General features: G+C 59.6%; 23 protein-coding genes. 14 read left to right on the plus strand and 9 right to left on the minus strand.

Features of this window, described 5'->3' with window-relative positions; translation table 11 throughout:
- Window positions 1-157: 157 nt before the first annotated feature.
- A complete protein-coding gene (locus ACIPY9_RS16930) occupies window positions 158-433 on the minus strand; it encodes a hypothetical protein (protein WP_400703592.1) in 276 nt (91 codons plus the stop codon).
- A 186-nt stretch (window positions 434-619) separates the two neighbouring features.
- Here ACIPY9_RS16930 and ACIPY9_RS16935 point away from each other — a divergent pair, with 186 nt between their 5' ends.
- Complete coding sequence (locus tag ACIPY9_RS16935) at window positions 620-1,282, plus strand: glutathione S-transferase family protein (RefSeq protein ID WP_400703595.1); 663 nt, start codon at window positions 620-622, stop codon at window positions 1,280-1,282.
- A gap of 105 nt (window positions 1,283-1,387) precedes the next feature.
- Here the strand turns inward: ACIPY9_RS16935 and argH are convergent, their stop codons facing one another.
- Window positions 1,388-2,782, minus strand: a complete 1,395-nt coding sequence (argH, locus tag ACIPY9_RS16940; RefSeq protein ID WP_400703598.1) for an argininosuccinate lyase — start codon at window positions 2,780-2,782, stop codon at window positions 1,388-1,390.
- Window positions 2,783-2,929: 147 nt separating this feature from the next.
- Here argH and ACIPY9_RS16945 point away from each other — a divergent pair, with 147 nt between their 5' ends.
- From ACIPY9_RS16945 to rsd, 8 genes are all read left to right on the plus strand, one after another.
- Window positions 2,930-3,997 (plus strand): sensor histidine kinase, encoded by a 1,068-nt coding sequence (locus ACIPY9_RS16945; RefSeq protein WP_400703601.1) that lies wholly within the window; start codon window positions 2,930-2,932, stop codon window positions 3,995-3,997.
- On the plus strand, window positions 3,994-4,740 hold the full coding sequence (locus ACIPY9_RS16950; protein ID WP_400703604.1) for a LytR/AlgR family response regulator transcription factor: 747 nt from the start codon (window positions 3,994-3,996) through the stop codon (window positions 4,738-4,740). The genes ACIPY9_RS16945 and ACIPY9_RS16950 overlap by 4 nt, the downstream gene beginning before the upstream one ends.
- Window positions 4,741-4,979: 239 nt before the next feature.
- On the plus strand, window positions 4,980-5,921 hold the full coding sequence (hemC, locus tag ACIPY9_RS16955) for a hydroxymethylbilane synthase (RefSeq protein ID WP_400703607.1): 942 nt from the start codon (window positions 4,980-4,982) through the stop codon (window positions 5,919-5,921).
- Window positions 5,918-6,694, plus strand: coding sequence for a uroporphyrinogen-III synthase (locus ACIPY9_RS16960; protein ID WP_400703610.1), 777 nt, complete (start codon window positions 5,918-5,920; stop codon window positions 6,692-6,694). Before hemC ends, ACIPY9_RS16960 begins: the two co-directional genes overlap by 4 nt.
- Before the next feature lie 50 nt (window positions 6,695-6,744).
- On the plus strand, window positions 6,745-7,866 hold the full coding sequence (locus tag ACIPY9_RS16965) for a uroporphyrinogen-III C-methyltransferase (protein WP_400703613.1): 1,122 nt from the start codon (window positions 6,745-6,747) through the stop codon (window positions 7,864-7,866).
- Window positions 7,863-9,107, plus strand: coding sequence for a heme biosynthesis protein HemY (locus tag ACIPY9_RS16970; protein WP_400703616.1), 1,245 nt, complete (start codon window positions 7,863-7,865; stop codon window positions 9,105-9,107). Before ACIPY9_RS16965 ends, ACIPY9_RS16970 begins: the two co-directional genes overlap by 4 nt.
- Window positions 9,108-9,346: 239 nt before the next feature.
- A complete protein-coding gene (locus ACIPY9_RS16975) occupies window positions 9,347-9,874 on the plus strand; it encodes a disulfide bond formation protein B (RefSeq protein ID WP_400703619.1) in 528 nt (175 codons plus the stop codon).
- Between the two features lie 175 nt (window positions 9,875-10,049).
- Entirely contained in the window at window positions 10,050-10,523 is a 474-nt protein-coding gene (gene rsd, locus ACIPY9_RS16980; protein WP_400703622.1) for a sigma D regulator, read from the plus strand.
- A gap of 65 nt (window positions 10,524-10,588) precedes the next feature.
- Here rsd and ACIPY9_RS16985 read toward each other — a convergent pair whose 3' ends face one another.
- Window positions 10,589-11,263: an FKBP-type peptidyl-prolyl cis-trans isomerase gene (locus ACIPY9_RS16985; protein ID WP_400703625.1), complete on the minus strand. Its 675-nt coding sequence runs from the start codon at window positions 11,261-11,263 to the stop codon at window positions 10,589-10,591.
- A 216-nt stretch (window positions 11,264-11,479) separates the two neighbouring features.
- Here ACIPY9_RS16985 and ACIPY9_RS16990 point away from each other — a divergent pair, with 216 nt between their 5' ends.
- A complete protein-coding gene (locus tag ACIPY9_RS16990) occupies window positions 11,480-12,439 on the plus strand; it encodes an AlgP family protein (protein WP_400703628.1) in 960 nt (319 codons plus the stop codon).
- On the opposite strand, the gene ACIPY9_RS16995 is transcribed toward ACIPY9_RS16990, so the two are convergent.
- On the minus strand, window positions 12,436-12,912 hold the full coding sequence (locus ACIPY9_RS16995) for a TIGR02444 family protein (protein WP_400703630.1): 477 nt from the start codon (window positions 12,910-12,912) through the stop codon (window positions 12,436-12,438). The two genes, ACIPY9_RS16990 and ACIPY9_RS16995, sit on opposite strands and share 4 nt — an antisense overlap.
- A gap of 46 nt (window positions 12,913-12,958) precedes the next feature.
- Here ACIPY9_RS16995 and ACIPY9_RS17000 point away from each other — a divergent pair, with 46 nt between their 5' ends.
- The 3 genes from ACIPY9_RS17000 (at window position 12,959) to ACIPY9_RS17010 (ending at window position 16,171) form a co-directional block, all read left to right on the plus strand.
- On the plus strand, window positions 12,959-14,869 hold the full coding sequence (locus tag ACIPY9_RS17000; protein WP_400703633.1) for an ATP-binding cassette domain-containing protein: 1,911 nt from the start codon (window positions 12,959-12,961) through the stop codon (window positions 14,867-14,869).
- A 16-nt stretch (window positions 14,870-14,885) separates the two neighbouring features.
- On the plus strand, window positions 14,886-15,479 hold the full coding sequence (locus ACIPY9_RS17005) for a mechanosensitive ion channel domain-containing protein (protein WP_400703636.1): 594 nt from the start codon (window positions 14,886-14,888) through the stop codon (window positions 15,477-15,479).
- A gap of 65 nt (window positions 15,480-15,544) precedes the next feature.
- The gene (locus ACIPY9_RS17010; protein ID WP_400703639.1) at window positions 15,545-16,171 is read left to right on the plus strand and encodes a LysE family transporter; all 627 of its coding nucleotides are present in this window, start codon (window positions 15,545-15,547) and stop codon (window positions 16,169-16,171) included.
- A gap of 74 nt (window positions 16,172-16,245) precedes the next feature.
- Here ACIPY9_RS17010 and ACIPY9_RS17015 read toward each other — a convergent pair whose 3' ends face one another.
- Genes ACIPY9_RS17015 through ACIPY9_RS17030 form a run of 4 tightly spaced genes read right to left on the minus strand, consistent with a single transcriptional unit; the run spans window position 16,246 to window position 19,398 of the window.
- Window positions 16,246-16,986, minus strand: a complete 741-nt coding sequence (locus ACIPY9_RS17015; RefSeq protein WP_400703642.1) for a penicillin-binding protein activator LpoB — start codon at window positions 16,984-16,986, stop codon at window positions 16,246-16,248.
- A gap of 3 nt (window positions 16,987-16,989) precedes the next feature.
- The gene (gene lpoB / locus ACIPY9_RS17020; RefSeq protein WP_400703645.1) at window positions 16,990-17,580 is read right to left on the minus strand and encodes a penicillin-binding protein activator LpoB; all 591 of its coding nucleotides are present in this window, start codon (window positions 17,578-17,580) and stop codon (window positions 16,990-16,992) included.
- Between the two features lie 35 nt (window positions 17,581-17,615).
- Window positions 17,616-17,987: a YcfL family protein gene (locus ACIPY9_RS17025; protein ID WP_400703648.1), complete on the minus strand. Its 372-nt coding sequence runs from the start codon at window positions 17,985-17,987 to the stop codon at window positions 17,616-17,618.
- Between the two features lie 13 nt (window positions 17,988-18,000).
- Entirely contained in the window at window positions 18,001-19,398 is a 1,398-nt protein-coding gene (locus ACIPY9_RS17030) for a COG3014 family protein (protein ID WP_400703651.1), read from the minus strand.
- A 304-nt stretch (window positions 19,399-19,702) separates the two neighbouring features.
- On the opposite strand from ACIPY9_RS17030, the gene ACIPY9_RS17035 reads away from it, so the two are divergent.
- On the plus strand, window positions 19,703-21,589 hold the full coding sequence (locus ACIPY9_RS17035; protein WP_400703654.1) for an FTR1 family protein: 1,887 nt from the start codon (window positions 19,703-19,705) through the stop codon (window positions 21,587-21,589).
- Window positions 21,590-21,654: 65 nt separating this feature from the next.
- On the opposite strand, the gene ACIPY9_RS17040 is transcribed toward ACIPY9_RS17035, so the two are convergent.
- Window positions 21,655-22,302, minus strand: a complete 648-nt coding sequence (locus ACIPY9_RS17040; RefSeq protein WP_400703657.1) for a DedA family protein — start codon at window positions 22,300-22,302, stop codon at window positions 21,655-21,657.
- Between the last annotated feature and the right edge of the window lie 136 nt (window positions 22,303-22,438).

Here is a 22,438-nt window from a genome sequence, read left to right on the forward strand (position 1 = left end):
TGCGCTTCGCTGGCTCATGGCGTTGACAGGATCGACAAGGCTGTTTGCACGTCGGTTCTGTATGACCGTTGATGTCAGCTTGGCAGAAAGCCCCATGGGACGAGTGGCAGAGGGGCTTCTGGAGTGTAGCCGGTGACTGGAATCCTTGCAGGAATTGTCATGCCTCCGGCGGCAGTTCAGGCAGGGCGCGCAGGGCCGTTTCATACCACTGGGTATTGAAGGGCCGGTCCTCTTCGAGCATGGCGTCGATTTCGATCGCCAGTACGTGCGCCATCAGCTCAAGAATGTCCTCCCGCTCGTAGCCGACCAGCGTCAGCTTGTTATAGGTGGCCTTGGCTGCTGGCGGATTATCTGCCTCGATCTGGTTTTCGATTGCTTCGATCAGGGTCGATGCAGCGAACTCTTCGTCATCGTTATCGATTGGGTCGGTCATGTTAAGTCCTCGGGGCAAGGCGGGCAGTTTAACTGGAATCCTTCCAGATAGGGATGTAGGACCCTAAATGGCGGGCGTGTAAGAGCGTTCTAAAATTGATGGTGTATCCCCGTAACTGACTGACTTAATTGAAGAAATGGATAAAGTCCCCGGCCACGAACAACCCTGTGGTCAAGGAGACCCACGATGCTGAAGCTTTATGGTTTTGCCGCCAGCAACTATTTCAACATGGTCAAACTGGCCTTGATGGAGAAGCAGTTGCCCTTCGAGATGGTTGCATTGCAGGGGTGCCAGAATCCCGAGGTGTTGGCGATCAGTGCGCGTGGCAAGGTGCCGATACTGGAAACGGCAGAGGGGTTCATCAGCGAAACGGATGTCATTCTGCGTTACATCGAGGAAACCCGGCCAGGACGGGCGCTGTTGCCTGAGGACCCGTTCTCTCGTGCCCAGGTATGGACGCTGGCCAAGGAAATCGAGTTGTACATCGAACTGCCTGCGCGGTTGTGTTACGTCGAGGTGTTTTTTGGTGGTCGACCAACGCCTGAGCAGCTCAAGGCCAAGGCGCGCAGGGACTTGCTCAAAGGATTTCAGGCACTGGCTCAGCGTGGCCGTTTTGCGCCTTATGTAGCGGGCGAGCATTTCACGCTGGCGGATCTGTATTTCCTTTACAGCGTCGATCTGGCTCGGCAGGTTGGGGAGAAACTGTTTGGTCTGGATTTGCTAAAGGACATGCCGGGCGCCCGTGCGCTGTTTGAGCGTCTGGCCCTTAACCCGAATGTGCAGCGGGTTGCAGCCGACAAGGAAGCTGAATTGCCAGCATTCCTCGCCCGTGTGCAGGCGGTAGGATAACCCGATCGTAGGAGCGGATTCATCCGCGAAAACGGCGTTCCGGCCGGTACATCTCTTGCGGATGTACCGGCCATTTCGCGGATGAATCCGCTCCTACAGGGGCTTTTAGCGGTTGGCTAGCAGCGCCTGACCACGAACGACAGCCGCCCGGACTTGCGCCGGAGCCGTACCGCCGATGTGGTTTCGGGCATTGACCGAGCCTTCCAGGGTCAGCACGGCAAACACGTCCTGCTCGATCTGGTCGCTGAACTTGCGCAGCTCTTCCAGGCTCATTTCCGCCAGGTCCTTGCCGGTGTCCACGCCATACTTCACGGCATGGCCCACGATTTCGTGGCAGTCGCGGAACGGCAGGCCGCGGCGTACCAGGTAGTCCGCCAGGTCGGTCGCGGTAGAGAAGCCGCGCAGGGCTGCTTCACGCATGATGGCATGCTTGGGCTTGATGGCCGGAACCATGTCGGCGAAGGCACGCAGCGAATCGCGCAAGGTGTCGGCGGCGTCGAACAGCGGCTCCTTGTCTTCCTGATTGTCCTTGTTGTAGGCCAGTGGCTGGCCTTTCATCAAGGTCAACAGGCCCATCAGCGCGCCGAACACACGGCCGCTCTTGCCACGCACCAGTTCCGGTACGTCCGGGTTCTTCTTCTGCGGCATGATCGAGCTGCCGGTGCAGAAACGATCCGGCAAGTCGATGAACTGGAACTGGGCGCTGGTCCATAGCACCAGCTCTTCGGAGAAGCGCGACAGGTGCATCATCGCCACCGAAGCGGCCGAGCAGAATTCAATGGCGAAGTCGCGATCCGACACGCCGTCCAGCGAGTTGCCGCCTACGGCGTCGAAGCCCAGCAGCTTGCAGGTCATCTCGCGATCGATCGGGTAGGTGGTGCCGGCCAGAGCGGCACTGCCCAGTGGCATCCGGTTCAGGCGCTTGCGGCAATCGACCAGACGCTCGTAGTCGCGGCTGAGCATTTCGAACCAGGCCAGCATATGGTGGCCGAAGGTCACGGGCTGGGCGGTCTGCAAGTGGGTGAAGCCCGGCATGATGGTGTCGGCTTCACGTTCGGCCAGCTCCAGCAGCCCTTTTTGCAGGCGGGTGATTTCGCTCAGGATCAGATCGATCTCGTCGCGCAGCCACAGGCGGATGTCAGTGGCGACCTGATCGTTGCGGCTGCGGCCGGTGTGCAGCTTTTTACCGGTGATGCCGATGCGGTCGGTCAGGCGTGCCTCGATGTTCATGTGCACGTCTTCCAGGTCGACGCGCCACTCGAAGCTGCCGGCTTCGATCTCGGTCTGGATGGTTTTCAGGCCATCGATGATGGTGTCGCGCTCCGCTTCGGTCAGAACGCCGACGTGGGCCAGCATCGTTGCGTGGGCAATCGAACCCATGATGTCGTGACGATACAGGCGTTGATCGAAGGTGACGGAGGCGGTGAAGCGCGCGACGAAGGCGTCGACGGGCTCACTGAAACGGCCGCCCCAGGACTGGTTGGTCTTGTCGGTGCTCATGGATTCGCTCGTTGCTCTGCTGAAAGTGGCGTGCCCGGTTCGTGGCACAAGGGCGACAGCGATGATAACAGGTTGTTGCTTTTTTATTCTCGGATGGCTTGCCGCTGACGATGCCAGGACCGAGACTGGGTCAATGCGAGAGGACCTATGAAACTCAAAACCAGACCGACGCCCGGAAAGGACTTTTTCCTGCCTGAACTGTGCTTGCCGCAGACCTTGCTGGTGCTCATCGTGCTGGCCGAGCTGCTGGTGCTGGTCATGGTGCTGCTCGAACCCATGAGCCCCGGGTTCGACTGGGTCTGTCTGGCGCTGATGTCGCTGTTCGTGCAATGGATCGTTCTGTTGTCGGCGGCGTCGTTGTGCGGCCTGCGCTCCTGGCTGGCTCGCCTGCCGGTGGGGCTGGCCGGGGTTCTGAGCTGTCTGCTGGTTGTCGGGCTAACCTTGCTGTGCACGGCGGTGACCGATATCTGCCAGTTGACGGGCAAAATCTCGCCGGACAGCAGGCTTGAACGTTATATCCGTTATGCCTTGATCGCTTTGATCATGTCGGCGCTGATGTTGCGCTACTTTTATTTGCAAAGTCAGTGGCGTAAACAACAGCAGGGTGAGTTGCAGGCCCGGATCGAGTCGCTTCAGGCGCGTATTCGTCCGCATTTCCTGTTCAACACGCTCAACAGTATTGCCAGCCTGGTGATGAGTCAGCCGGCCAAGGCCGAGCAGGCGGTTCTGGACCTGTCGGATCTCTTTCGTGCGAGTCTGGCCAGGTCCGAAAGCCTGGTGACCTGGAAGGAAGAACTGGCCCTGGCGAAACGATATTTGTCGATTGAGCAATATCGTCTTGGCGAACGTCTACAGTTGGACTGGAGGGTGAGCGCAATTCCTGATGATTTGCCCATTCCCCAGCTAACCTTGCAGCCATTGCTGGAAAACGCATTGATCTACGGGATTGCCCCGAGCGTCGAAGGGGGTGTCGTGACGGTCGAGGCAGACTATAAAGGGGGGGAGTTCATATTGTGTGTCAGCAATCCCTATGAAGAAGTTGCCACACGGCAGACTTCCAACGGTACTCAACAGGCCCTGTTAAATATAGGTGCACGCATTACGGCACTTTTTGGCCCGCACGCCAGTCTGAGCGTGGAGCGCCGTGACGGTCGTCACTACACCTGTCTACGCTATCCTTGTGCGAGACTCACGCAGGAAGCCAAAGCAATATGAATGTCCTGATCGTTGATGACGAACCCCTGGCCCGCGAGCGACTGAGCCGATTGGTCGGTGAAATCGAGGGTTACAGGGTATTGGAACCCAGCGCCACCAATGGCGAAGAAGCTTTGGCGCTGATCGAAAACCTCAAGCCAGATGTTGTGCTGCTCGATATCCGCATGCCGGGTCTCGACGGCCTTCAGGTCGCGGCAAAACTGTGCGAGCGTGAAGCTCCGCCCGCAGTTGTCTTTTGCACGGCACACGATGAATTCGCACTGGATGCCTTTCAGGTCAGTGCAGTCGGTTATCTGGTCAAGCCTGTACGCCCCGAGAGCCTGCTTGAGGCCTTGAGAAAGGCCGAGCGACCGAACCGCGTGCAGTTGGCGGCCATGACGCGTCCGGCTGTCGAGAGTGGCAATGGGCCGCGCAGCCATATCAGTGCACGAACCCGCAAGGGCATTGAGTTGATCCCGCTGGATCAGGTGATTTTCTTCATTGCGGATCACAAGTACGTCACTTTGCGTCATGAAGGCGGCGAAGTCTTGCTGGATGAACCGCTCAAGGCCCTGGAGGACGAGTTTGGCGACCGGTTCGTCCGCATTCACCGCAATGCGCTGGTGGCCCGTGACCGGATCGAGCGCCTGCAACGTACGCCGCTGGGGCATTTCCAGTTGTTCCTCAAGGGGCTCAATGGTGATGCCTTGATCGTCAGCCGTCGGCATGTGGCCGGGGTTCGCAAAATGATGCAACAGCTGTAGGGGCGAGCCGTGTCGGTATTCACGGAGGGGCGGTCAGTGCGCCGGGCCGGTTTCTGTCCGCAGCCAGTCGTTGCGGCGGGTAGCCTGCCCGATGCATCCGCTCCCGTGTACAGGGCGGTTGGGCCGCTCCTGTTTCGTTGACGCGGATCATGAAGCCGACCGTCCTTTTCGAGTCAGCGCTGAAGTCGTTCCGGTTGTGCTGTTATTATCCGTCGCATCTATCACGCACGGATTGATCCATGTCTTCTCGCGAAATCCGCATTGCCACCCGCAAAAGCGCGCTGGCCCTCTGGCAAGCCGAATATGTCAAAACCCGACTGGAGCAGGCTCATCCCGGGTTGATCGTGACTCTGGTCCCGATGGTCAGCCGTGGCGACAAGCTGCTCGATTCGCCGCTCTCGAAAATTGGCGGCAAGGGTCTGTTTGTCAAAGAGCTGGAAACGGCCCTTCTGGAAAATGAAGCCGACATTGCCGTTCATTCGATGAAAGACGTGCCGATGGACTTCCCCGAGGGATTGGGGCTGTTCTGTATCTGTGAGCGCGAAGACCCGCGTGATGCGTTTGTCTCCAATACTTATGCCAGCCTGGAACAATTGCCGGCCGGCAGCGTGGTGGGCACATCGAGCCTGCGGCGTCAGGCCCAGCTGCTGGCTCGTCGGCCGGATCTTGAAATCCGCTTCCTGCGGGGCAACGTCAACACCCGGCTGGCCAAGCTGGATGCCGGAGAGTACGACGCGATCATTCTGGCCTCTGCCGGTCTGATCCGCCTGGGCTTCGAGAGCCGCATTACCTCGGCCATCAGCATCGATGACAGCTTGCCGGCCGGTGGCCAGGGTGCCGTCGGGATCGAGTGCCGTAGCGCCGATACTGAAATCCACGCCTTGCTTGCACCGCTGCATCACGCCGACACGGCTGTCCGTGTCATTGCCGAACGCTCGATGAACAAACACCTCAACGGTGGCTGTCAGGTGCCTATCGCCTGCTATGCCGTGCTGGAAGGCGATCAGGTATGGCTGCGCGGGCTGGTCGGAGAGCCTTCAGGCGGCGTGCTGCTTCAGGCGGACGCGCGCGGCCCTCAGGCTTCGGCACAGGCCCTGGGTGTCCAGGTGGCGGAAGCCTTGCTGGCACAGGGCGCCGGCAGGATTCTGCAGGACGTCTATGGCGAGAACCCCGAGAAATGAATACCTGGCGCCTGCTGCTGACCCGTCCCGCCGAGGAGTCGGCGGCGGTGGCCGAAGTGTTGGCCGAGGCGGGCGTGTTCAGCAGTTCCCTGCCTCTGCTTGAGACCGAACCGTTGGCGCTTTCGCCTGCGCAGCACGCCGTCATCTTCCAGTTACAGTTGTATTGCGCCGTTATCGTGGTCAGCAAGCCTGCGGCCCGACGGGTGATCGAGCTGATCGATGAGGTCTGGCCGCAACCGCCTATTCAGCCATGGTTCAGTGTCGGGGCGGCGACCGGAGGTATTCTGGCCGATTATGGCTTGCAGGTGACCTGGCCCGAGCAGGGGGATGACAGCGAGGCATTGCTGGACCTACCTGACTTGCAGGAAGCGATCTCCGTGCCGGCCAGTCGTGTCCTGATCATTCGTGGTGAAGATGGCCGTGAGTTGTTGGCCGAGCGTTTGCGTGAACAAGGTGTTAGTGTCGACTACCTTTCGCTGTACCGCCGGTACTTGCCGCACTACCCGCCTGCCACGCTCTCGCAGCGTGTCGGGTTGGAACGCTTGAACGGGCTGGTGGTCAGCAGTGGGCAGGGTTTTGAACATCTGCTTCAGTTAGCGGGTGAGTCATGGCCGGAACTGGCCGGGCTGCCCTTGTTTGTACCGAGCCCCAGGGTCGCCGATCTGGCGCGTGCCGCCGGGGCTTCAAACGTGATCGATTGCCGTGGCGCCAGCGCTGCGGCATTGCTGGCAGCGTTGCGGGATCAACCGCAGCCTGTCGTCAAGGCGTATTGAACGACGAGTTGTCGTTTACGCGACTACGCCCAAATGCAAAGGATGGATACGTGAGCGAAACAGCCTTGCCCAAAGATGAAGAATCGGTGTCGAAAACGCCGACATCCAAGCCCGAATCCGTACGCGCCGAGCGTCCGGGCAATCGCAGCAGCGGTCTGGTCATACTGGCTTTATTGCTGGGAGTGGCAGGCGTAGGCGTCGCCGGTTGGGGGGTATGGCAATTGCGTATGCTGCAGGCCGGCCACTTGCAGCAGCGGGTAGAGGTTCAGGACATCGCCGAGCAGACGCTGGCCCTGACGCAGAGTGACCAGCAGTTGTCAGCCCGTCTTGCTCAATTTCCGCCTGCCGACCAACTGGAAGACAGCCGCCGTCTGGTGGCGCAGTTGCAGGGCGATCAGCAGCGCCTGAGCCAGCGTCTGGAAACCGTGCTGGGCGCCAGCCGCAAGGACTGGCGTCTGGCCGAGGCCGAGCATCTGCTGCGTCTGGCCAGTCTGCGCCTGTCGGCCTTGCAGGACATCAACAGTGCCCATGCCCTGGTTCAGGGGGCCGATGAGATCCTGCGCGAACAGGACGATCCAGGATCCTTTGCCGCACGTGAGCAACTGGCCAGAAGCCTGGCGGCATTGCGCAGTGTCGAGCAGCCGGACCGTACCGGCCTGTTCCTGCAACTGGCGGCCCTGCGTGATCAGTCCGTTCAGCTCAACAGGCTGGCTCCCGAATACGAAGACAAGGGCGAGTCGCTGCTGGGCCTGACGACGGACAAGACCGAGGACAGTTACTGGTCCCGCTGGTGGAATCACATTTCCCATTACTTCCGCATCGACTTCAATGCCGACAAGGACATCCGCCCTGTCCTGGCCGGTCAAAGTCTGGCTCAGGTTCGTCTGGCCTTGAGCCTGGCGCTGGAGCAGGCGCAATGGGCCGCTCTCAATGGCGAGCCGAAGGTGTATACCCAGGCTCTGCTTGAGGCCAAGAGCGTGCTGATGGCCAATTTCAATCAGGACGATGCCCAGAGCAAAGTCATCGGCGAGCGTCTGGATGCCCTGATCAAACAACCTGTTTCAGTGGTCACGCCGGACCTGGCGCAAAGCCTGAGTGCGGTCCAGGCCTACCTTGAGCGTCGTCACGCAATCAACCAGCCTGCAGAGGCGCTGCGGGGTATCAGCCCATGAAGCGTCTCTACGTGCTGCTGTTCGTTGCCATTGCCATCGCCGCGTTGATTGGCATCGCCATTGCCGAGCACTCCGGCTATGTCTTGATCGCCTATCAGAGCTTCCGCTATGAATCGAGCCTGTGGGCGACTCTGGCACTGATCGTGGTGTTCGTGTTGCTGATTTTCGCCGTGCGTGGCCTGATCGGCCTGGTGACGGCTTCCGGTGGGGTGGTCAACCCATGGTCGCGTCGCAACCGCAGCCGTCGTGTACAACTGGCGATCGAGCAAGGTCAGATGGACCTTGCCGAGGGCCGCTGGGCCAGCGCGCAACGCCATCTGCATCGTGCGGCCGAGTCCGATGCCCAGCCTTTGCTGTATTACCTGGGCGCTGCCCGTGCCGCCAACGAGCAAGGCCGTTACGAAGACAGCGACAACCTGCTGGAACGGGCGCTTGAGCGCCAGCCTCAGGCCGAGCTGGCGATTGCCTTGAGTCATGCACAGTTGCAGCAGGACCGTGGTGACACCGACGGCGCGTTGACCACCCTGCGGGCCATGCACGAACGTCATCCGCACAACCCTCAGGTATTGCGCCAGTTGCAACGTCTCTACCAGCAGCGGGGCGACTGGTCCGATCTGATTCGTCTGATGCCCGAGTTGCGCAAGGACAAAGTGCTGCCGCCTAGGGAGCTGGCCGAGCTGGAGCGTCGTGCCTGGGGCGAGAATCTGACTCTGGCAGCCTATCGTGAAGAAGACGATGGCACGCTTCCCGGTTTGCCTTCGCTGGAGAAAGCCTGGAAGGGGCTGTCCTCTGCCCAGCGCCAGGAGCCGCAGCTGGTGTTGGCCTATGCCGAGCAACTGCGTCGCCTCGGTGCCGATGCCCAGGCTGAAGAGGTGCTGCGTGGCGCGCTCAAGCGTGACTACAACAGCCATCTGGCCCGACTGTATGGGCTGGTGCGTGGCAGCGATGAATCAAAGCAGTTGCAGACGGCCGAAGGGTGGCTCAAGCACCATCCCGAAGATCCGAGCCTGCTGCTGAGCCTGGGGCGTATCTGCCTGCAAGGCCGTCTGTGGGGCAAGGCGCGGGATTATCTTGAAAGCAGCCTGCGGTTGCAGCGCAATCCTGAAACCTGTGCCGAACTGGCCCGACTGCTGGCTCGGTTGGGGGAAACCGATCGCAGCAATCAGTTGTTCCAGGAAGGTCTGGGGATGCTGGATGAACGCTTTCTGGCCCGCCCGCTTCCTGCGCCGAATCACGTTTGAACCCGGTCTGAGAAAGTCCCGTTTCGGGGCTTTCAATGCCGTGGCAGACCCTTCATATCGCGCTTCAGGAGGCCGTTTTTACAATCGATGATTGTTCCTACATTGACGGGTAAAAAAGCTTCCTGATTGGGTGTTCAAATTCGGCTTTAAACAGCGACGTATCCGTACTTTGTCGCCTTGAAAGCGCCGTGTGCTTTCCTCTACCGTAATTGCCTTCGTCTTACCGTTACGGATATGCCATGCATCTGGCTCGCACGCGCTCCTTGTTCTTTCTGGCATTCATCGCAAGCTCACTGATCATTGGCGCTGCCATTTATATCCAGCAAGCGTTCGGCCTGAGCCCATGCATGCTTTGTCTGTTCCAGCGAGCGGTGATTATCGGATGCGCCGTACTCTGTCTGATGGCAACCCTCCATGCTCCTCAGGAAGCCGGTTGGCGCCGCTATTGCTGGGCGTTGCTGGCCCTGGCGTGGCTTGGCGGTGCGGGTGCAGGTGCCCAGGTGTGGTTACAGACAGCGTCTGCCGACGAACTCGTGCCGGTCATGGCCCGATATGAATATGCGCTCAATGCGCTGTCGCTGGATGCCTGGGTCAACCGACTTCGTGGCGATGCGTATCTGTGTGCCGAGATCAACTGGTCCCTGTTCGGCATCACGCTGCCTGAATGGAGTCTGCTGGCTTTCGTGTGCCTGGGGCTGCTTGCCCTCTACCCGCTTTTCAGCGAATTGCATCGCTGGCTGTCGGTTGAAGGTGGCGGCGGGTATTAAACACTTGTATGAACTTTCTCTCCTGCGTACCTTGATGGCCTGGTCTTGCGGGCATAATCTGAGCCGCACGCGTCATTGGAAGTATGCTGTCCTGGCGCTTTTATCAGGCTTGGCTATTGCGCTATCGTAAGGCCAGCACAGGACCGCATGCCCCCTGAAGGGAAGAGAGAACATCATGCTGGAAAGTTGTCGGAATGCTCAGGAACGATGGGGTGGTGTCAATCTTCTGATTGATCGCTGGTTACAGGACCGTCATGAACTGGTTCGAGCCTATGATGCTCTTGGCAATACGCCCGAAGCACTGGCGGCCGATCGTGATGCGTTGCTGAAGTTTTGTGAAGTTTTGGTCGACTACGTTTCAGCCGGCCATTTCGAGATCTATGAGCAACTGAACAGTGAGGCCCAGGCGTTCAACGACGAACGCGGGCTTGAACTGGCCGACACGATCTACCCACGCCTGGAAGGTATTACCAAGCTGGCTCTGGCGTTCAACGATCGTTGCGAGAAGGGTGATTGCTCGGATGGCGCAGTGTTTGCCAATGAGTTCAAGAAGCTCGGCGGTCTGCTGCATGAGCGCTTCGAGCTTGAAGACTGTCTGATCGAAGTCCTGCACAACTCCCACAAGGAAGAGGCCAACGCTCAGGCCTGATCCTCGCCGCTGTCGAGCTGTGTATTGCCAAGGGTGCGAATGCACCCTTTTGCATGTCTACGGTTTCACGATGAAACGGCAACCAGTTCGATTTCGAAAACCAGTGGCGTGAACGGGTCGATCAGATCGCCGGCACCTTCTGCGCCATAAGCCTGGGCCGATGGAATGACCAGACGCCACTTCGCGCCCACCGGCATGCCTTGCAAGGCTGTGGTCCAGCCGCTGATCACACTGTCGAGCCTGAACCACTGTGGCTGGGTGCTCTGGTCGAAGACCGTGCCGTCGGGCAAGCGACCGACATAACGCACTTCTACCCGGCCATTGGCTTCCGGTTTCGGGCCTGTCCCTGCGGTCAGTTCGGTCATCAATATGCCGTCGGCCAGCGTCTTGACGCCGGGTTTGGCTTTTTCACTGTCCATGAAACGGCGCTCAGCCTCTAGAGCGGCTTCGCTCTGTGCGTCCATGCCCGAGGCTTCGGCCTGCGTCATGGCCGCATCATGTTCCTTGAGGATCTGATCGATGCGCTCCTGCTTGAGTGCCAGGGGCTTGCCCTGATAGGCCTGCTTCAAACCTTCTACCAGCGCCGTCAGGTCAAGGTCCGGAACCTCCTGATGAAGACGCTCGCCAAGGCTGGCGCCCAGGCTGTAAGCGAGATCGTGGGAGTCTTTTGACGATGGGCTTTCGGCGGCGTGTGCCAGCGGTACCAACAGGAACAACGACGTTAACAGGTAGCGCGACATGAATGCTCTCCGGCCTGGGAAGGCAGCGATTATGCCAGTGCAAACGCTTGTGGTGATGTGTCTTGGCACGTGAATTTCTTTGAGCTCTTGCTACGGGGATTTGAAACATTTGTTGCTGTATGCAACAGGGTGCCTTTAACGCTGTCAAGATGCCCTAGCGGCGCTGCGGGCAGAGGTCTAGTATGGGCCGCAATTTCGTCAGCCAGGAGGTTAATCATGTCGGCCAAAAAGAAGCCAGTAAGTACTCCGTTGCACCTGCTTCAACAACTCTCGAACAGTTTGCTTGAACATCTGGAAGACGCCTGTTCCCAAGCCTTGGCTGATGCCGAGAAATTGCTCGCCAAGCTTGAAAAACAACGTGGTAAAGCTCAGGAAAAACTGCACAAGGCACGCACCAAGTTGCAGGATGCCGCTGCAGCCGGCAAGTCGAAGGCACAGGTCAAGGCCAAAAGTGCCGTGGCTGAGCTGGAAGAACTGCTCGACGCACTCAAGAATCGTCAGACCGAAACCCGTGGATACATTCTGCAGCTCAAGCGTGACGCTCAGGAAAGCCTGAAGCTTGCTCAAGGCGTGGGTCGCGTCAAGGAAGCGGTCAGCAAGGTGCTGACCTCTCGCGCTGCCAAGCCTGCGGTTGCGGCCAAGGCGCCTGCAGCGACCAAGGCTGTCGCCAAGGCACCGGCTGCCAAAACCCCAGCCAAAGCACCTGCCAGCAAGGCACCTGCGAAGACGGTTGCCAAGCCAGCCGCCAAACCGGCTGCAAAACCTGCCGCTAAACCCGCTGCCCGTCCTGCCGCTGCAAAAGCGCCAGTTGCGGCTAAAGCAGCTGCGGCCAAGCCCGCTGCCACCAAGGCTCCTGTGAAAGCCGCTGCTGCCAAACCTGCTGTTGCAAAAACAGCCGCCAAGCCAGCCGCTAAAACCACAGCCGCCAGCGCGGCCAAGCCTGCGGTGAAAGCTCCGGTCAAGACCGCTGCAAAACCGGCCGCCAAACCTGCTGCAAAGCCAGCGGCTAAACCGGCTGCCAAGCCAGCTGCCGCGAAACCTGCGGCCGCCAAACCCGCTGCAGCCAAGCCAGCAACCCCGGCGCCTGCTGCCAAGCCTGCTTCGGCTCCAGCAGCGGCTGCAGCCCCGGCTGCTCCTGCGGTCGCCAATGGCGTGACACCGACCAGCGCTTCCTAAGCCCGGTCAGCTGTCTGGTTCGCCGCGACGCGCAGCATCTGCAGCGCGTCGCGGTTTTTGTTTGCGGCTTCTGTCGCCAGCCCCTCCAGCCAGAGAGACAAGTCATCGGCATTGTCGACTGACCAGTCCTGGGTCAGTGCCTGCAAACGCTTGAGCAATTGTTGTTCGGCTTCCAGTTCCAGCGCTTTCACGCTTTCACGTAACAACCCCAATGCCGCATCGGCCTGTGCGGCCGGTCGCCATTGCGTGCGCAGTTCACGCAGAGGACGCACCACCTCATCGTGCCAGGGTGTCGCCAGCTGTTCGATTTCCTGCAATCGTTTTGCGTTGCACTTCACGCCACGTTTTCCCAGCCAGACACCACACAACACCATGCACACATTGGCTCCGTCGGTTTGCAGACGCAGGCAGGCCTCCTCGACGCCGGGGCGTGCGTAGAAATCCAGGGTGAAACTCCAAAGGTCAGAAGGCATAGTGAGCTACCTGTTTGAGACGAAGCTGGTAGACTCCGCCGCCATTATGATTCGACTTCAAAGCCTTACCTTACAGCGTGGTCCGCAACGTCTGCTAGAAGACGCCGAGCTGACCCTGCACGCCGGCCAGAAAGCCGGCCTGATCGGTGCCAATGGCGCCGGTAAATCCAGCCTCTTCGCCTTGCTGCGCGGTGAGTTGACGCCTGACGCCGGTGACTGCCTGTTGCCTGCCGACTGGCGTATCGCACACATGCGTCAGGAGGTCGATACCCTCGAGCGCCTGGGCGTGGATTACGTCCTCGACGGCGACCTGCGTCTGCGCGAGGTTCAGCGTTTGCTCGCTGAAGCCGAAGCCGCTCAGGACGGTGCCGCCCAGGCACGTTTGCATGCCGAACTCGACAGCGCCGACGGGTACACCGCCGATGCGCGTGCCCGCAAGTTGCTGGCCGGCCTGGGGTTCACCAACGAACAGATGGAACGCCCGGTCGGCAGTTTCTCCGGGGGCTGGCGGATGCGCCTGAACCTGGCGCAGGCCCTGATGTGCCCATCGGACCTGCTGTTGCTCGATGAGCCCACCAACCACCTGGACCTCGACGCCATCCTGTGGCTGGAAGACTGGCTCAAGAGCTACCCCGGCACCTTGCTGCTGATCTCCCACGACCGAGATTTCCTCGACGCGGTGGTCGATCACATCGCCCATGTCGAACAGCGCAAGATCACGCTTTACCGTGGCGGCTATAGCGCCTTCGAGCGTGCCCGTGCGGAACGTCTGGCCCAGCAGCAACAGGCCTACGAGAAGCAGCAGGCGCAACGTGCGCACATGGAAAAATACATTGCGCGCTTCAAGGCTCAGGCCACCAAGGCTCGCCAGGCTCAAAGCCGGATCAAGGCCCTTGAGCGCATGGAAGAGCTGTCCGCTGCGCATGTGGATTCTCCGTTCAACTTCACCTTCCGTGAGTCCGACAAGATCTCCAGCCCGTTGCTGGACCTGTCCGAAGCGCGTCTGGGGTATGGCGACAAGACCATCCTGGAGAAGGTCAAACTGCAACTGACGCCGGGTGCGCGCATTGGCTTGCTGGGGCCTAACGGTGCCGGTAAGTCGACCCTGATCAAGAACCTGGCAGGCGAGCTTGAGCCGTTGAGCGGTCGTCTGGTGCGTGGCGAGAACCTGACGGTTGGCTATTTTGCCCAGCATCAGCTCGACTCTCTGGATGCCAAGGCCAACCCGCTGTTGCACTTGCAGCGCCTTGCGCCCACCGAGCGTGAGCAGACGTTGCGTGACTTCCTGGGTGGCTTCGATTTCCGTGGCGCACGTCTGGATGAGCCGGTGGTGAATTTCTCCGGTGGCGAAAAGGCGCGTCTGGCGCTGGCCCTGATTGCCTGGGAAAAGCCCAACCTGTTGCTGCTCGACGAACCGACCAACCATCTGGACCTGGAGATGCGCCTGGCGTTGACCATGGCCCTGCAGGAGTTCAGTGGTGCGGTACTGGTGGTTTCCCACGATCGTCATTTGCTCAAGAGCACGACCGATGATTTCCTGCTCGTAGCCGACGGCCGTGTGCAGGAGTTCGATGGCGATCTGGATGACTACACCCGCTGGCTGGCGGATTACCGCTTGCGTAATGCGCCGGTCAGCAACACGCCGGTCAATGCTGACAAGACCGACAAGAAAGCCCAGCGCCAGCAGGCGGCGGCCTTGAGGCAGCAACTGGCTCCGCACAAGCGCGAAGCCGACAAGCTCGAGCGTGAGCTGGGGACCTTGCACGAGAAGCTGGCCAGAGTCGAAGAGGCATTGGCCGACAGCACCAACTACGAAGCCGCCAACAAGGACAAGCTGCGTGATCTCCTGGCCGAACAGGCCAAATTGAAAGCGCGTGAAGCCGAGCTGGAAGAGGCGTGGATGGAAGCGCTGGAACTGTTGGAGACCCTGCAGGCCGAACTGGAAGCATTGTTGTAATAGAAGTGAGGAGTCGATGGAGTTTTTGGGTTTACCACTGACGGCCTACTGGATCGAACCGCTCTGGTTGGGCGTACAGATCCTTCTGATTCTGCTGGCGGGTTACGTGTTGCAACGTTTGGTCGGTCGTTTCCTGACTGGGCTGGGCGAGCGTTATCCACTGCCGCCGGAGCTTCTGGTGCCAGTCAGAGGCGGCTTGCGCTGGTTGATCATGGGCAGCGCGTTTGTCTTCGTACTGGGCCGGCTCGGCGTTTCGGCCACCGTGCTGTGGACCGCGCTGTCGGGTTTTGTGGCGGTCGCGGCCGTGGCGTTCTTCGCCATGTGGAGTGTGCTGTCCAACCTGCTCTGTGCTGTGCTGATTTTCACCATTGGCCCTTTCCGCATCGGTGATGTGGTCGAGCTGGTCGAGACGCTGGACAAGCCGGGTGTCAAAGGCCGGGTCGTGGCGATCAACCTGATGTTCACCACCCTGATCGAAATGCCCGAAATGGGCGGGGCCTTGGTGCAGGTGCCCAACAGCCAGTTCTTCCAGAAAGCGGTTCGCCGCTGGCGTGGCACCGATGTCATTCCACAGGTGGTGATGGAAAAACCGGCTGGCGAGCAGAAATAATTAGTCATCAATCAGATTACACACTAATTTAGCGACATCTGACCCGGATGGACTTGAGGTGTGTAATGGCGCTTGAAACGTGGCTGGCTTTTTTTGCCGCCTGCTGGATTATCAGTCTGTCGCCGGGGGCTGGCGCGATTGCGTCGATGTCCTGCGGCCTGCAATACGGTTTCTGGCGTGGTTACTGGAATGCTCTGGGTCTGCAGATCGCACTGGTTGCACAGATCGCGATTGTCGCGGCGGGTCTGGGCGCGGTCTTGAATGCTTCCGAACTGGCCTTCTCGCTGATCAAGTGGTTCGGTGTGGCCTATCTGATCTATCTGGGCATCAAGCAATGGCGTGCGTTGCCCGGCGATTTGGCCGATGAGTCGGCGATTCGTCCGATCGGCAAACCGCTGAGCCTGGTCTTCCGGGGTTTTCTGGTCAATATCAGCAACCCCAAGGCGCTGGTGTTCATGTTGGCGATACTGCCGCAGTTCATCGAGCCCGCCGAACCTCTGCTGATTCAGTATGTGGTCATCGCTGTGACCATGGTGGTTGTGGATTCCATCGTCATGGCCGGTTATACCGGGTTGGCCGCCCGCGTCCTGCGTCTGTTGAAGACGCCCAAGCAGCAGCGCCGCCTGAACCGCACCTTCGCCAGCCTGTTCGTCGGCGCGGCAGGTTTTCTGGCAACCCTGCACCGCGCCTGAAACCCGTAGGAGCGTTCACTCTGTAGGAGCGGATTTATCCGCGAAAGCTTCGCGAATGAATTCGCTCCTACAGATCAACGCAAGATGCGTGGTGCTTCGTCTCGTGGCAGGTTGTTCTGTGGCATGTCCTGACCAGTGAACTCCACCTCGCCGCGTAATTGCTCGCGCAACTGGCGTGCCACATCCACACCGATCGATTTCGATGCATCCCGCACCACGCGACCGCGGTTAAGGGAAACCTTGACGTCCCGGCTGTTGACCAGCTTCGTGTCCTGGCCTTCGCCCATGGCCGTGAAGGCCGAGGTGATTTCATAGGTGCGGGTGTTGATCAGGCTGAAGTCGCCCACCACCGTCAGCCCCATGATGGCTGAATAGCTATCGGTATTGGCAATCTCACCCACGTCCTGACGGAAGTCGATGTCCGACACGGTGCCGAACAGGACGTAGTCCGCACCTTTGAAGCTGCCGCTCTTGATGCGCTTGATGATGTCGTAGACGTCTTCCCGGGCGCTGGCGTTGTAGGGCACGCCCTGCACCAGTTGGAACAGGCCTGACTTCAGTATCTCGCCCTTGATGTCACCGCTGAACTTGTGCAGTTCACTCTGCTCGATGTAGCTGGTGCGGGCTTCGTACTCTTCGTAGCTGGCCGAGCCGCTGGCGCTGTAGCGATTGGCCTGCAGGTTGCTGTGCGCAGAAACGGTGTGGATGTATTGCTCCACACGCTCCTGAAACGCCATGTCCGTCACGGCGATCCTGGGTGCGGCCTGCGTCGCGAAGGCGAAGACCATGCCGATAATGCCCATCCATGTACGCATCGTTTAGCGCTCCGTGGTCTTGCGGATTTCTTTCTCGTCCATCCACTCGGCCAGACCGCTTTCGACGTCGATCAATTGCAGGCTGAATTTGTAGAAGACGTCCTTGTAATCGCTGCTGCGTTTGACGATGGAACTGATCGAGCCTTCCAGGCGGTATTTGGCCGCAATCATGTTGCCGGTCTTGGCGACCGTGTTCTGCTTGTAGAGACCGCTCTGGTTTTGCAGCTTCAGCTGGTCGACCTGGCTTTGCATTTCGGTGTTGTCGCTGGCGAAGCGGGCCACGCCACTTTTCATCAACTGAGTCTTGATGGAGGTGGTGATTTCGCGAGTGTCGATGTATTCGCTGGTCTTGTTCTTCACGTCGTAGACCTGAACCACCGGGCGACCTTGCAGGATGCCGGATTGAGCCAGAGAGCGGGTCATGCTCTCGGCGATCAGGTGCAGGTCGGTGGAGCCGAATTCGTTGGTCACCGTTTCGACGGCCTTGGTATCGCCGTAATTGATGTTCTTGCTGCCAAGAACCGGAGAGTTGTTGGCGCAACCGCTGGCCAGCAGGGCGACGGCGGCGATGGAGCAAAGGCGGATAGACAGCATGTTTGGACTCTTCTGGGCTGAGCTGAACAGGGGAATCAAGGCGTGTTGATTTCAATTCGGAAATCAGTGGCCTGTGGAACCGGTGCGATAGCCGACACGGTGGTGCTTTGCGAGCCATAAACCATCAGGCTTTTCCAGCTTTCTTCGTCCGCGACAGGAAAACCATCGTTACCCAGCCAGGCGAAGCGGTAGTACAGCGTCTTGTTGCGGCTGCTGGTGTTGCTCAGTTGAGCCTTGACGGTCAGGAAGCCATTTTCGCGAGCCACGCGCATGGCGCCGACTTCAAAGTGGTCAATGTCACCCATTGCTACGACTTTGCTGGCGGCACTGCCCGGCGCTGGAGGTGGCGGGGTCGCACAGCCTGCGAGCAGGGCCAGCGCCAGTGCGCCGAGAATCTTGATACGCATGAAGTGTCTCCGTTCAGGGTTGTTTGGTGACAGCAAGGGCTTGCGGGACATTCGACGGAACGACCTGGGCCGCGACGCTATTGGCGAAGACCTGAGCACCGAGGGCACGCAAGGTGACGACTTGATAGCGCTGATCGACCTTGACCTCTACGTGAGAGCCGCCCAGGGCGTTAGGCAGTACAACCTGATGCTGGCCGTAGGTCAGGCGTAGCCGTGCCACGAGGGTGTTGTCCGGCAGCGTGCGCCAGGTGCGGGTATCGGCGCCTTCGGTGATGGCCGAGGCGATACCGACGGCCAGGCCTGCCAGCGGATTCACGTCGTTGAGTTGCTTTTGCGCCACGCCACGGGTGATAGCACGTACCGTGGTGCGCAGAATGATGCCCGGCATGTCGTCGCGCAAGGCGCGGCGGGACATGTCACTGGTGCTGTTGAGCAGCGTCAGATTCAGCGGTTGGCCGTCCAGGGTGATCTGGTTGAAGGTCGGCGTGCCCGTATCGGGTTTGATGACCGGGAACGAGAGCGGCGTGATGACCAGATTGCCGCTGATAGGCAGCGGCAGTGGGATACGTACCGAATCACGTGCTGGCGCGAAGCCGCTCTGAACCACGATCAGGACTTCACTGTTGCCATCCTTGCTGGCAGCGGTGTCGAGATCGGCCAGGGATTTTTCCAGTAAGGGCGTGTTGGGGCGCAACTCTGCAGCCTTGCGATAGCCCGGCGCAGCGAGGTCTTTTTCACCCAACGCTTCGTAAACGAAGCCCGCCAGGTAATGACTGAATGCGCTCTGATAACTGTTCTTCAGGCCGACAACTTCCGGCGCATCCAGCGACTCGACCGGGTAGCCCTTGAGGTCCTTGTACTGGGTTTTCACACCCTTGCTTTCGGCTTCCTGCTCGCTCTTGAGGTATTCCTTGTCGCGCAGGTCGGCGATCACGGCTTCCCGTTCGTGAGTCTTCTTGATTTCGGTGCGGGCACCCTCGAAATCGTTCTGCCCCAGCAGATTGAGTGCCATCTGGGTGGTTAGCATGACTTTTTCGTAGTCATAGCCTTCATAGCGACGGACCTTGTCGTTGACCAGGAAGCTGCCGAACTGGGCAAGGTATTTGTCAGTGTCGAGCTTGACCGACTCTTCCCATTTGAAAATGACCTGATCTGCCGTGCGCCAGGCGGTCTGGCTGCCGGAAAAGTCGCCCTTGGAGCGCAGCAGCTCACCTTTCTCGAAGTAATAGAGCAGGTCTTTATCTTCGCCCTTGTTGTTTTTCTCCAGCGTGGTGAGTGCGGCATCGACATTGCCACTGCTCAATTGCTGGTTTGTCTCCTTCAGTTCCGAGTCATAGCTGCGAAAGACGGAGCAACCTGTCAGTTGCACAGAGACGGCCAGCGCAAGCGCGGTCAGGGCACGGGGGGACATGGTGATTGATTTCCAGAAGTCGATAGCCAAAGGGGCTACGCAAGTCCAATCGGACAAGCCGCAAGAGTGCGGCATGAGTCTTTTGTTTTCCCGTCGGTAGGAAAAAACCGGGCGATTATAAGCTTCGCCATCTATCTGGCAATGTCATTTTGATGTCATTTATTGGGATTACTTCTCAATTCGCACCTGTTTTCTTCTTGGCGCTTTTTAGTAATGTTTTGTCACAAATATAGGGGCCGAGTATTGAGTCGAGGCGGAGGGAAGGGAACAATGCAGCGCATTGCATTCCTGTTGAGATTGATCGATGTCCTCGTGCTCACGTTTCATGGCCTGGCTGTTGCTGCCACTGCTTGCGTTCTGCAGTTTCAGCTCGCTGGCCGATCCCGTCGATGGTGCCGCCCAGGCGCTGCATTTACTTGACTACATTGGCGCTGACTATCCCGCTACCGTGGCAGAGGGCAAGGTCATCGATGAGTCCGAATACCGGGAACAAGTCGAATTTCTGGGCGTTTTGCAGGGCTTGATCGTTGCATTGCCGCAACGTGCCGAGCGTGCGGCTCTGGAGCAGGGCGTCGCCGCTCTGCAAGACGCTGTGAATACACGTCAGGACGGTGCGCTGGTTGCCCGTCAGGCCCGGCAGTTGGGGGCGAAGCTGGCGGTTGCCTATGAAGTCAGTCAGGCACCCATCATTACGCCTGATCCAGTCCGTGGTGCGCCGCTCTATGCGCAGAACTGTGCGGTCTGTCATGGTGATATCGGCGCAGGCGATGGCCCGGCAGGCATCGGCATGACGCCCGCGCCCGCCAACCTGCGGGACGCGGCGCGTCTGGATCGCCTGAGCCTCTACGATATCTACAACACGCTGGGGCTCGGGGTGTCTGGCACCGATATGCCTGCTTTTGCCGATCAACTGGATGATCGCCAGCGCTGGGATATCGCGACCTACATTGCAAGCTTCAGCGCGCAGCCGGTGAGTTCGCCTGCCAAGACTTTCAATCTGGCGGATCTGGCCCGTCAGACGCCGGCGGAAGTCAATGCTGCCGAAGGCCCTGAAGTGGCGGCAACCTTCCGTGCCCAGCGTGCGCAACCGCCGCAGGTCCAGCGTGGCCCGGCACAGTTGCTCGATTACACCAGTTCCACGCTGGACAAGAGCCTGGCTGCCTACGGCGCGGGCGATCATGAGCAGGCCTACGATCTGTCGGTCGCGGCTTATCTGGAAGGCTTCGAGCTGGTCGAAAGCTCGCTGGATAACGTCGATGCCAACGTACGCAAGGAAACTGAAAAGGCCTTGATGGCCTATCGGCAATCATTGCAGGACGGCCTGCCGCTGGCACAGGCGGCGCAGAAGCTGGAAGCGGCGAAGGCCAGGCTCAAGGAGTCTGCCGGGCTGTTGGGCAGCGACGGCTTGAGTGTGTCCCTGAGCTACATCTCCGGTCTGTTGATTCTGCTGCGCGAAGGGCTGGAGGCCATTCTGGTTCTGGCGGCGATCCTGGCGTTCCTGCGCAACACCGGTCAGCAATCGGCCGTGCGCAGCGTCAACGTGGGTTGGGGGCTGGCGCTGTTGGCGGGCCTGGCGACCTGGGCGCTGGCGGCTTATGTGATTGATGTCAGCGGTGCCCAGCGTGAATTGCTGGAAGGCGCAACGGCGCTGTTTGCCAGTGTCATGGTGCTGTGGCTCGGGGTCTGGATGCATGACCGTCGACATGCCGCTGCCTGGCAGGATTATGTGAAGAGCAGCCTGGTCGGTGGCGGCGGGCGTTTTGGATTTGCTGTCCTGGCGTTCTTCTCGGTCTATCGAGAACTGTTCGAGGTCATTCTGTTCTACGAAACCCTGTGGCTTCAGGCAGGACCTGCCGGTCACAACGCGGTTCTGGCCGGTGGAGCCACGGCGCTGGTGTTGCTGGTGGGGTTGGCGTGGGTGATCTTGCGCGGTTCTGCAAAACTGCCGCTGTCGCTGTTCTTCGGGATCAACGCTGCGTTGTTGTGTGCGCTTTCGGTGGTGTTCGCCGGGCATGGCGTCAAAGCCTTGCAGGAAGCGGGCATTTTCGGAACACGTCCAGTGCCATTCTTCGAGTTCGACTGGCTGGGGATTCACGCTGATGCGTATTCGCTCAGTGCTCAGGCGGTGGCGTTGCTGGCGATTGCAGTGCTGTATGGGCGGAGTCGTTTGAAGGGGCCAGCGGCCGCTTGAGGGCGGTTCGCGAATGAATTCGCTCCTACGGGGTAGGAGCGAATTCATTCGCGAAGAGAGAGGGGTTACTCGCCGTCGGTCTTCTTGTTGAGATCGACCGGTACTTCAGTCGGGGTCTCCGATGCGGAGGCCGTCGCGCAGCACAGTTTTTCCTGGCGTGCGATGCGGGCGTTCTTGATGCGGCGGCGCAGCCACAGGGCCAGGCCGAGCAGAAGCAGGCCGCCCAGGACCCACAGCTCGTATTTCTTGATGTTGCCCAGCAGGCTCTCCATCACGGCACCGAAATGGTAAGCCGCAGAGCCCAGTGCCGCTGCCCAGATCGCCGCGCCGATGCCGTTGAGCAGCAGATAGCGTGCCGGTGGATAGCCGGACATGCCGATGGCCACGGGCATGACCGTGCGCAGGCCGTACACGAAGCGGAAGCTCAGCACCCAGATATCGGGGTGTTTGCGCACCAGCCTCAGGGCCTTGTCACCCATGAGTTGCCATCGAGGTTTGCGGGCAAGCAGCCTGCGCCCGTGTCTGCGCCCCATGAAGTACCACAGTTGATCACCCGCGTAGCTTCCGCAGAAAGCGACGAGGATGACCATGTTGAGGTCCATATACCCGCGGAATGCCAGGAATCCGGCAAGGACCAGGATGGTCTCGCCTTCAAAGAAGGTTCCCAGGAAGAGGGCAAAATAGCCGAAATCATTCAAGAAATTCTGGAGCATTGTCTGGATGCTGGCGAAATGAACGCGCAGCCTAACTCGCCAAACGCAATCATGAAAGTGTCGATATGTGTCTCGACGTTAAAGATTCCTACAACGACAATAGTCCATCCTTGTTGTAGGCCTTTTCTGCGGCCCT

Source organism: Pseudomonas sp. NPDC089734 (assembly GCF_044748865.1).
Lineage (GTDB): Bacteria > Pseudomonadota > Gammaproteobacteria > Pseudomonadales > Pseudomonadaceae > Aquipseudomonas.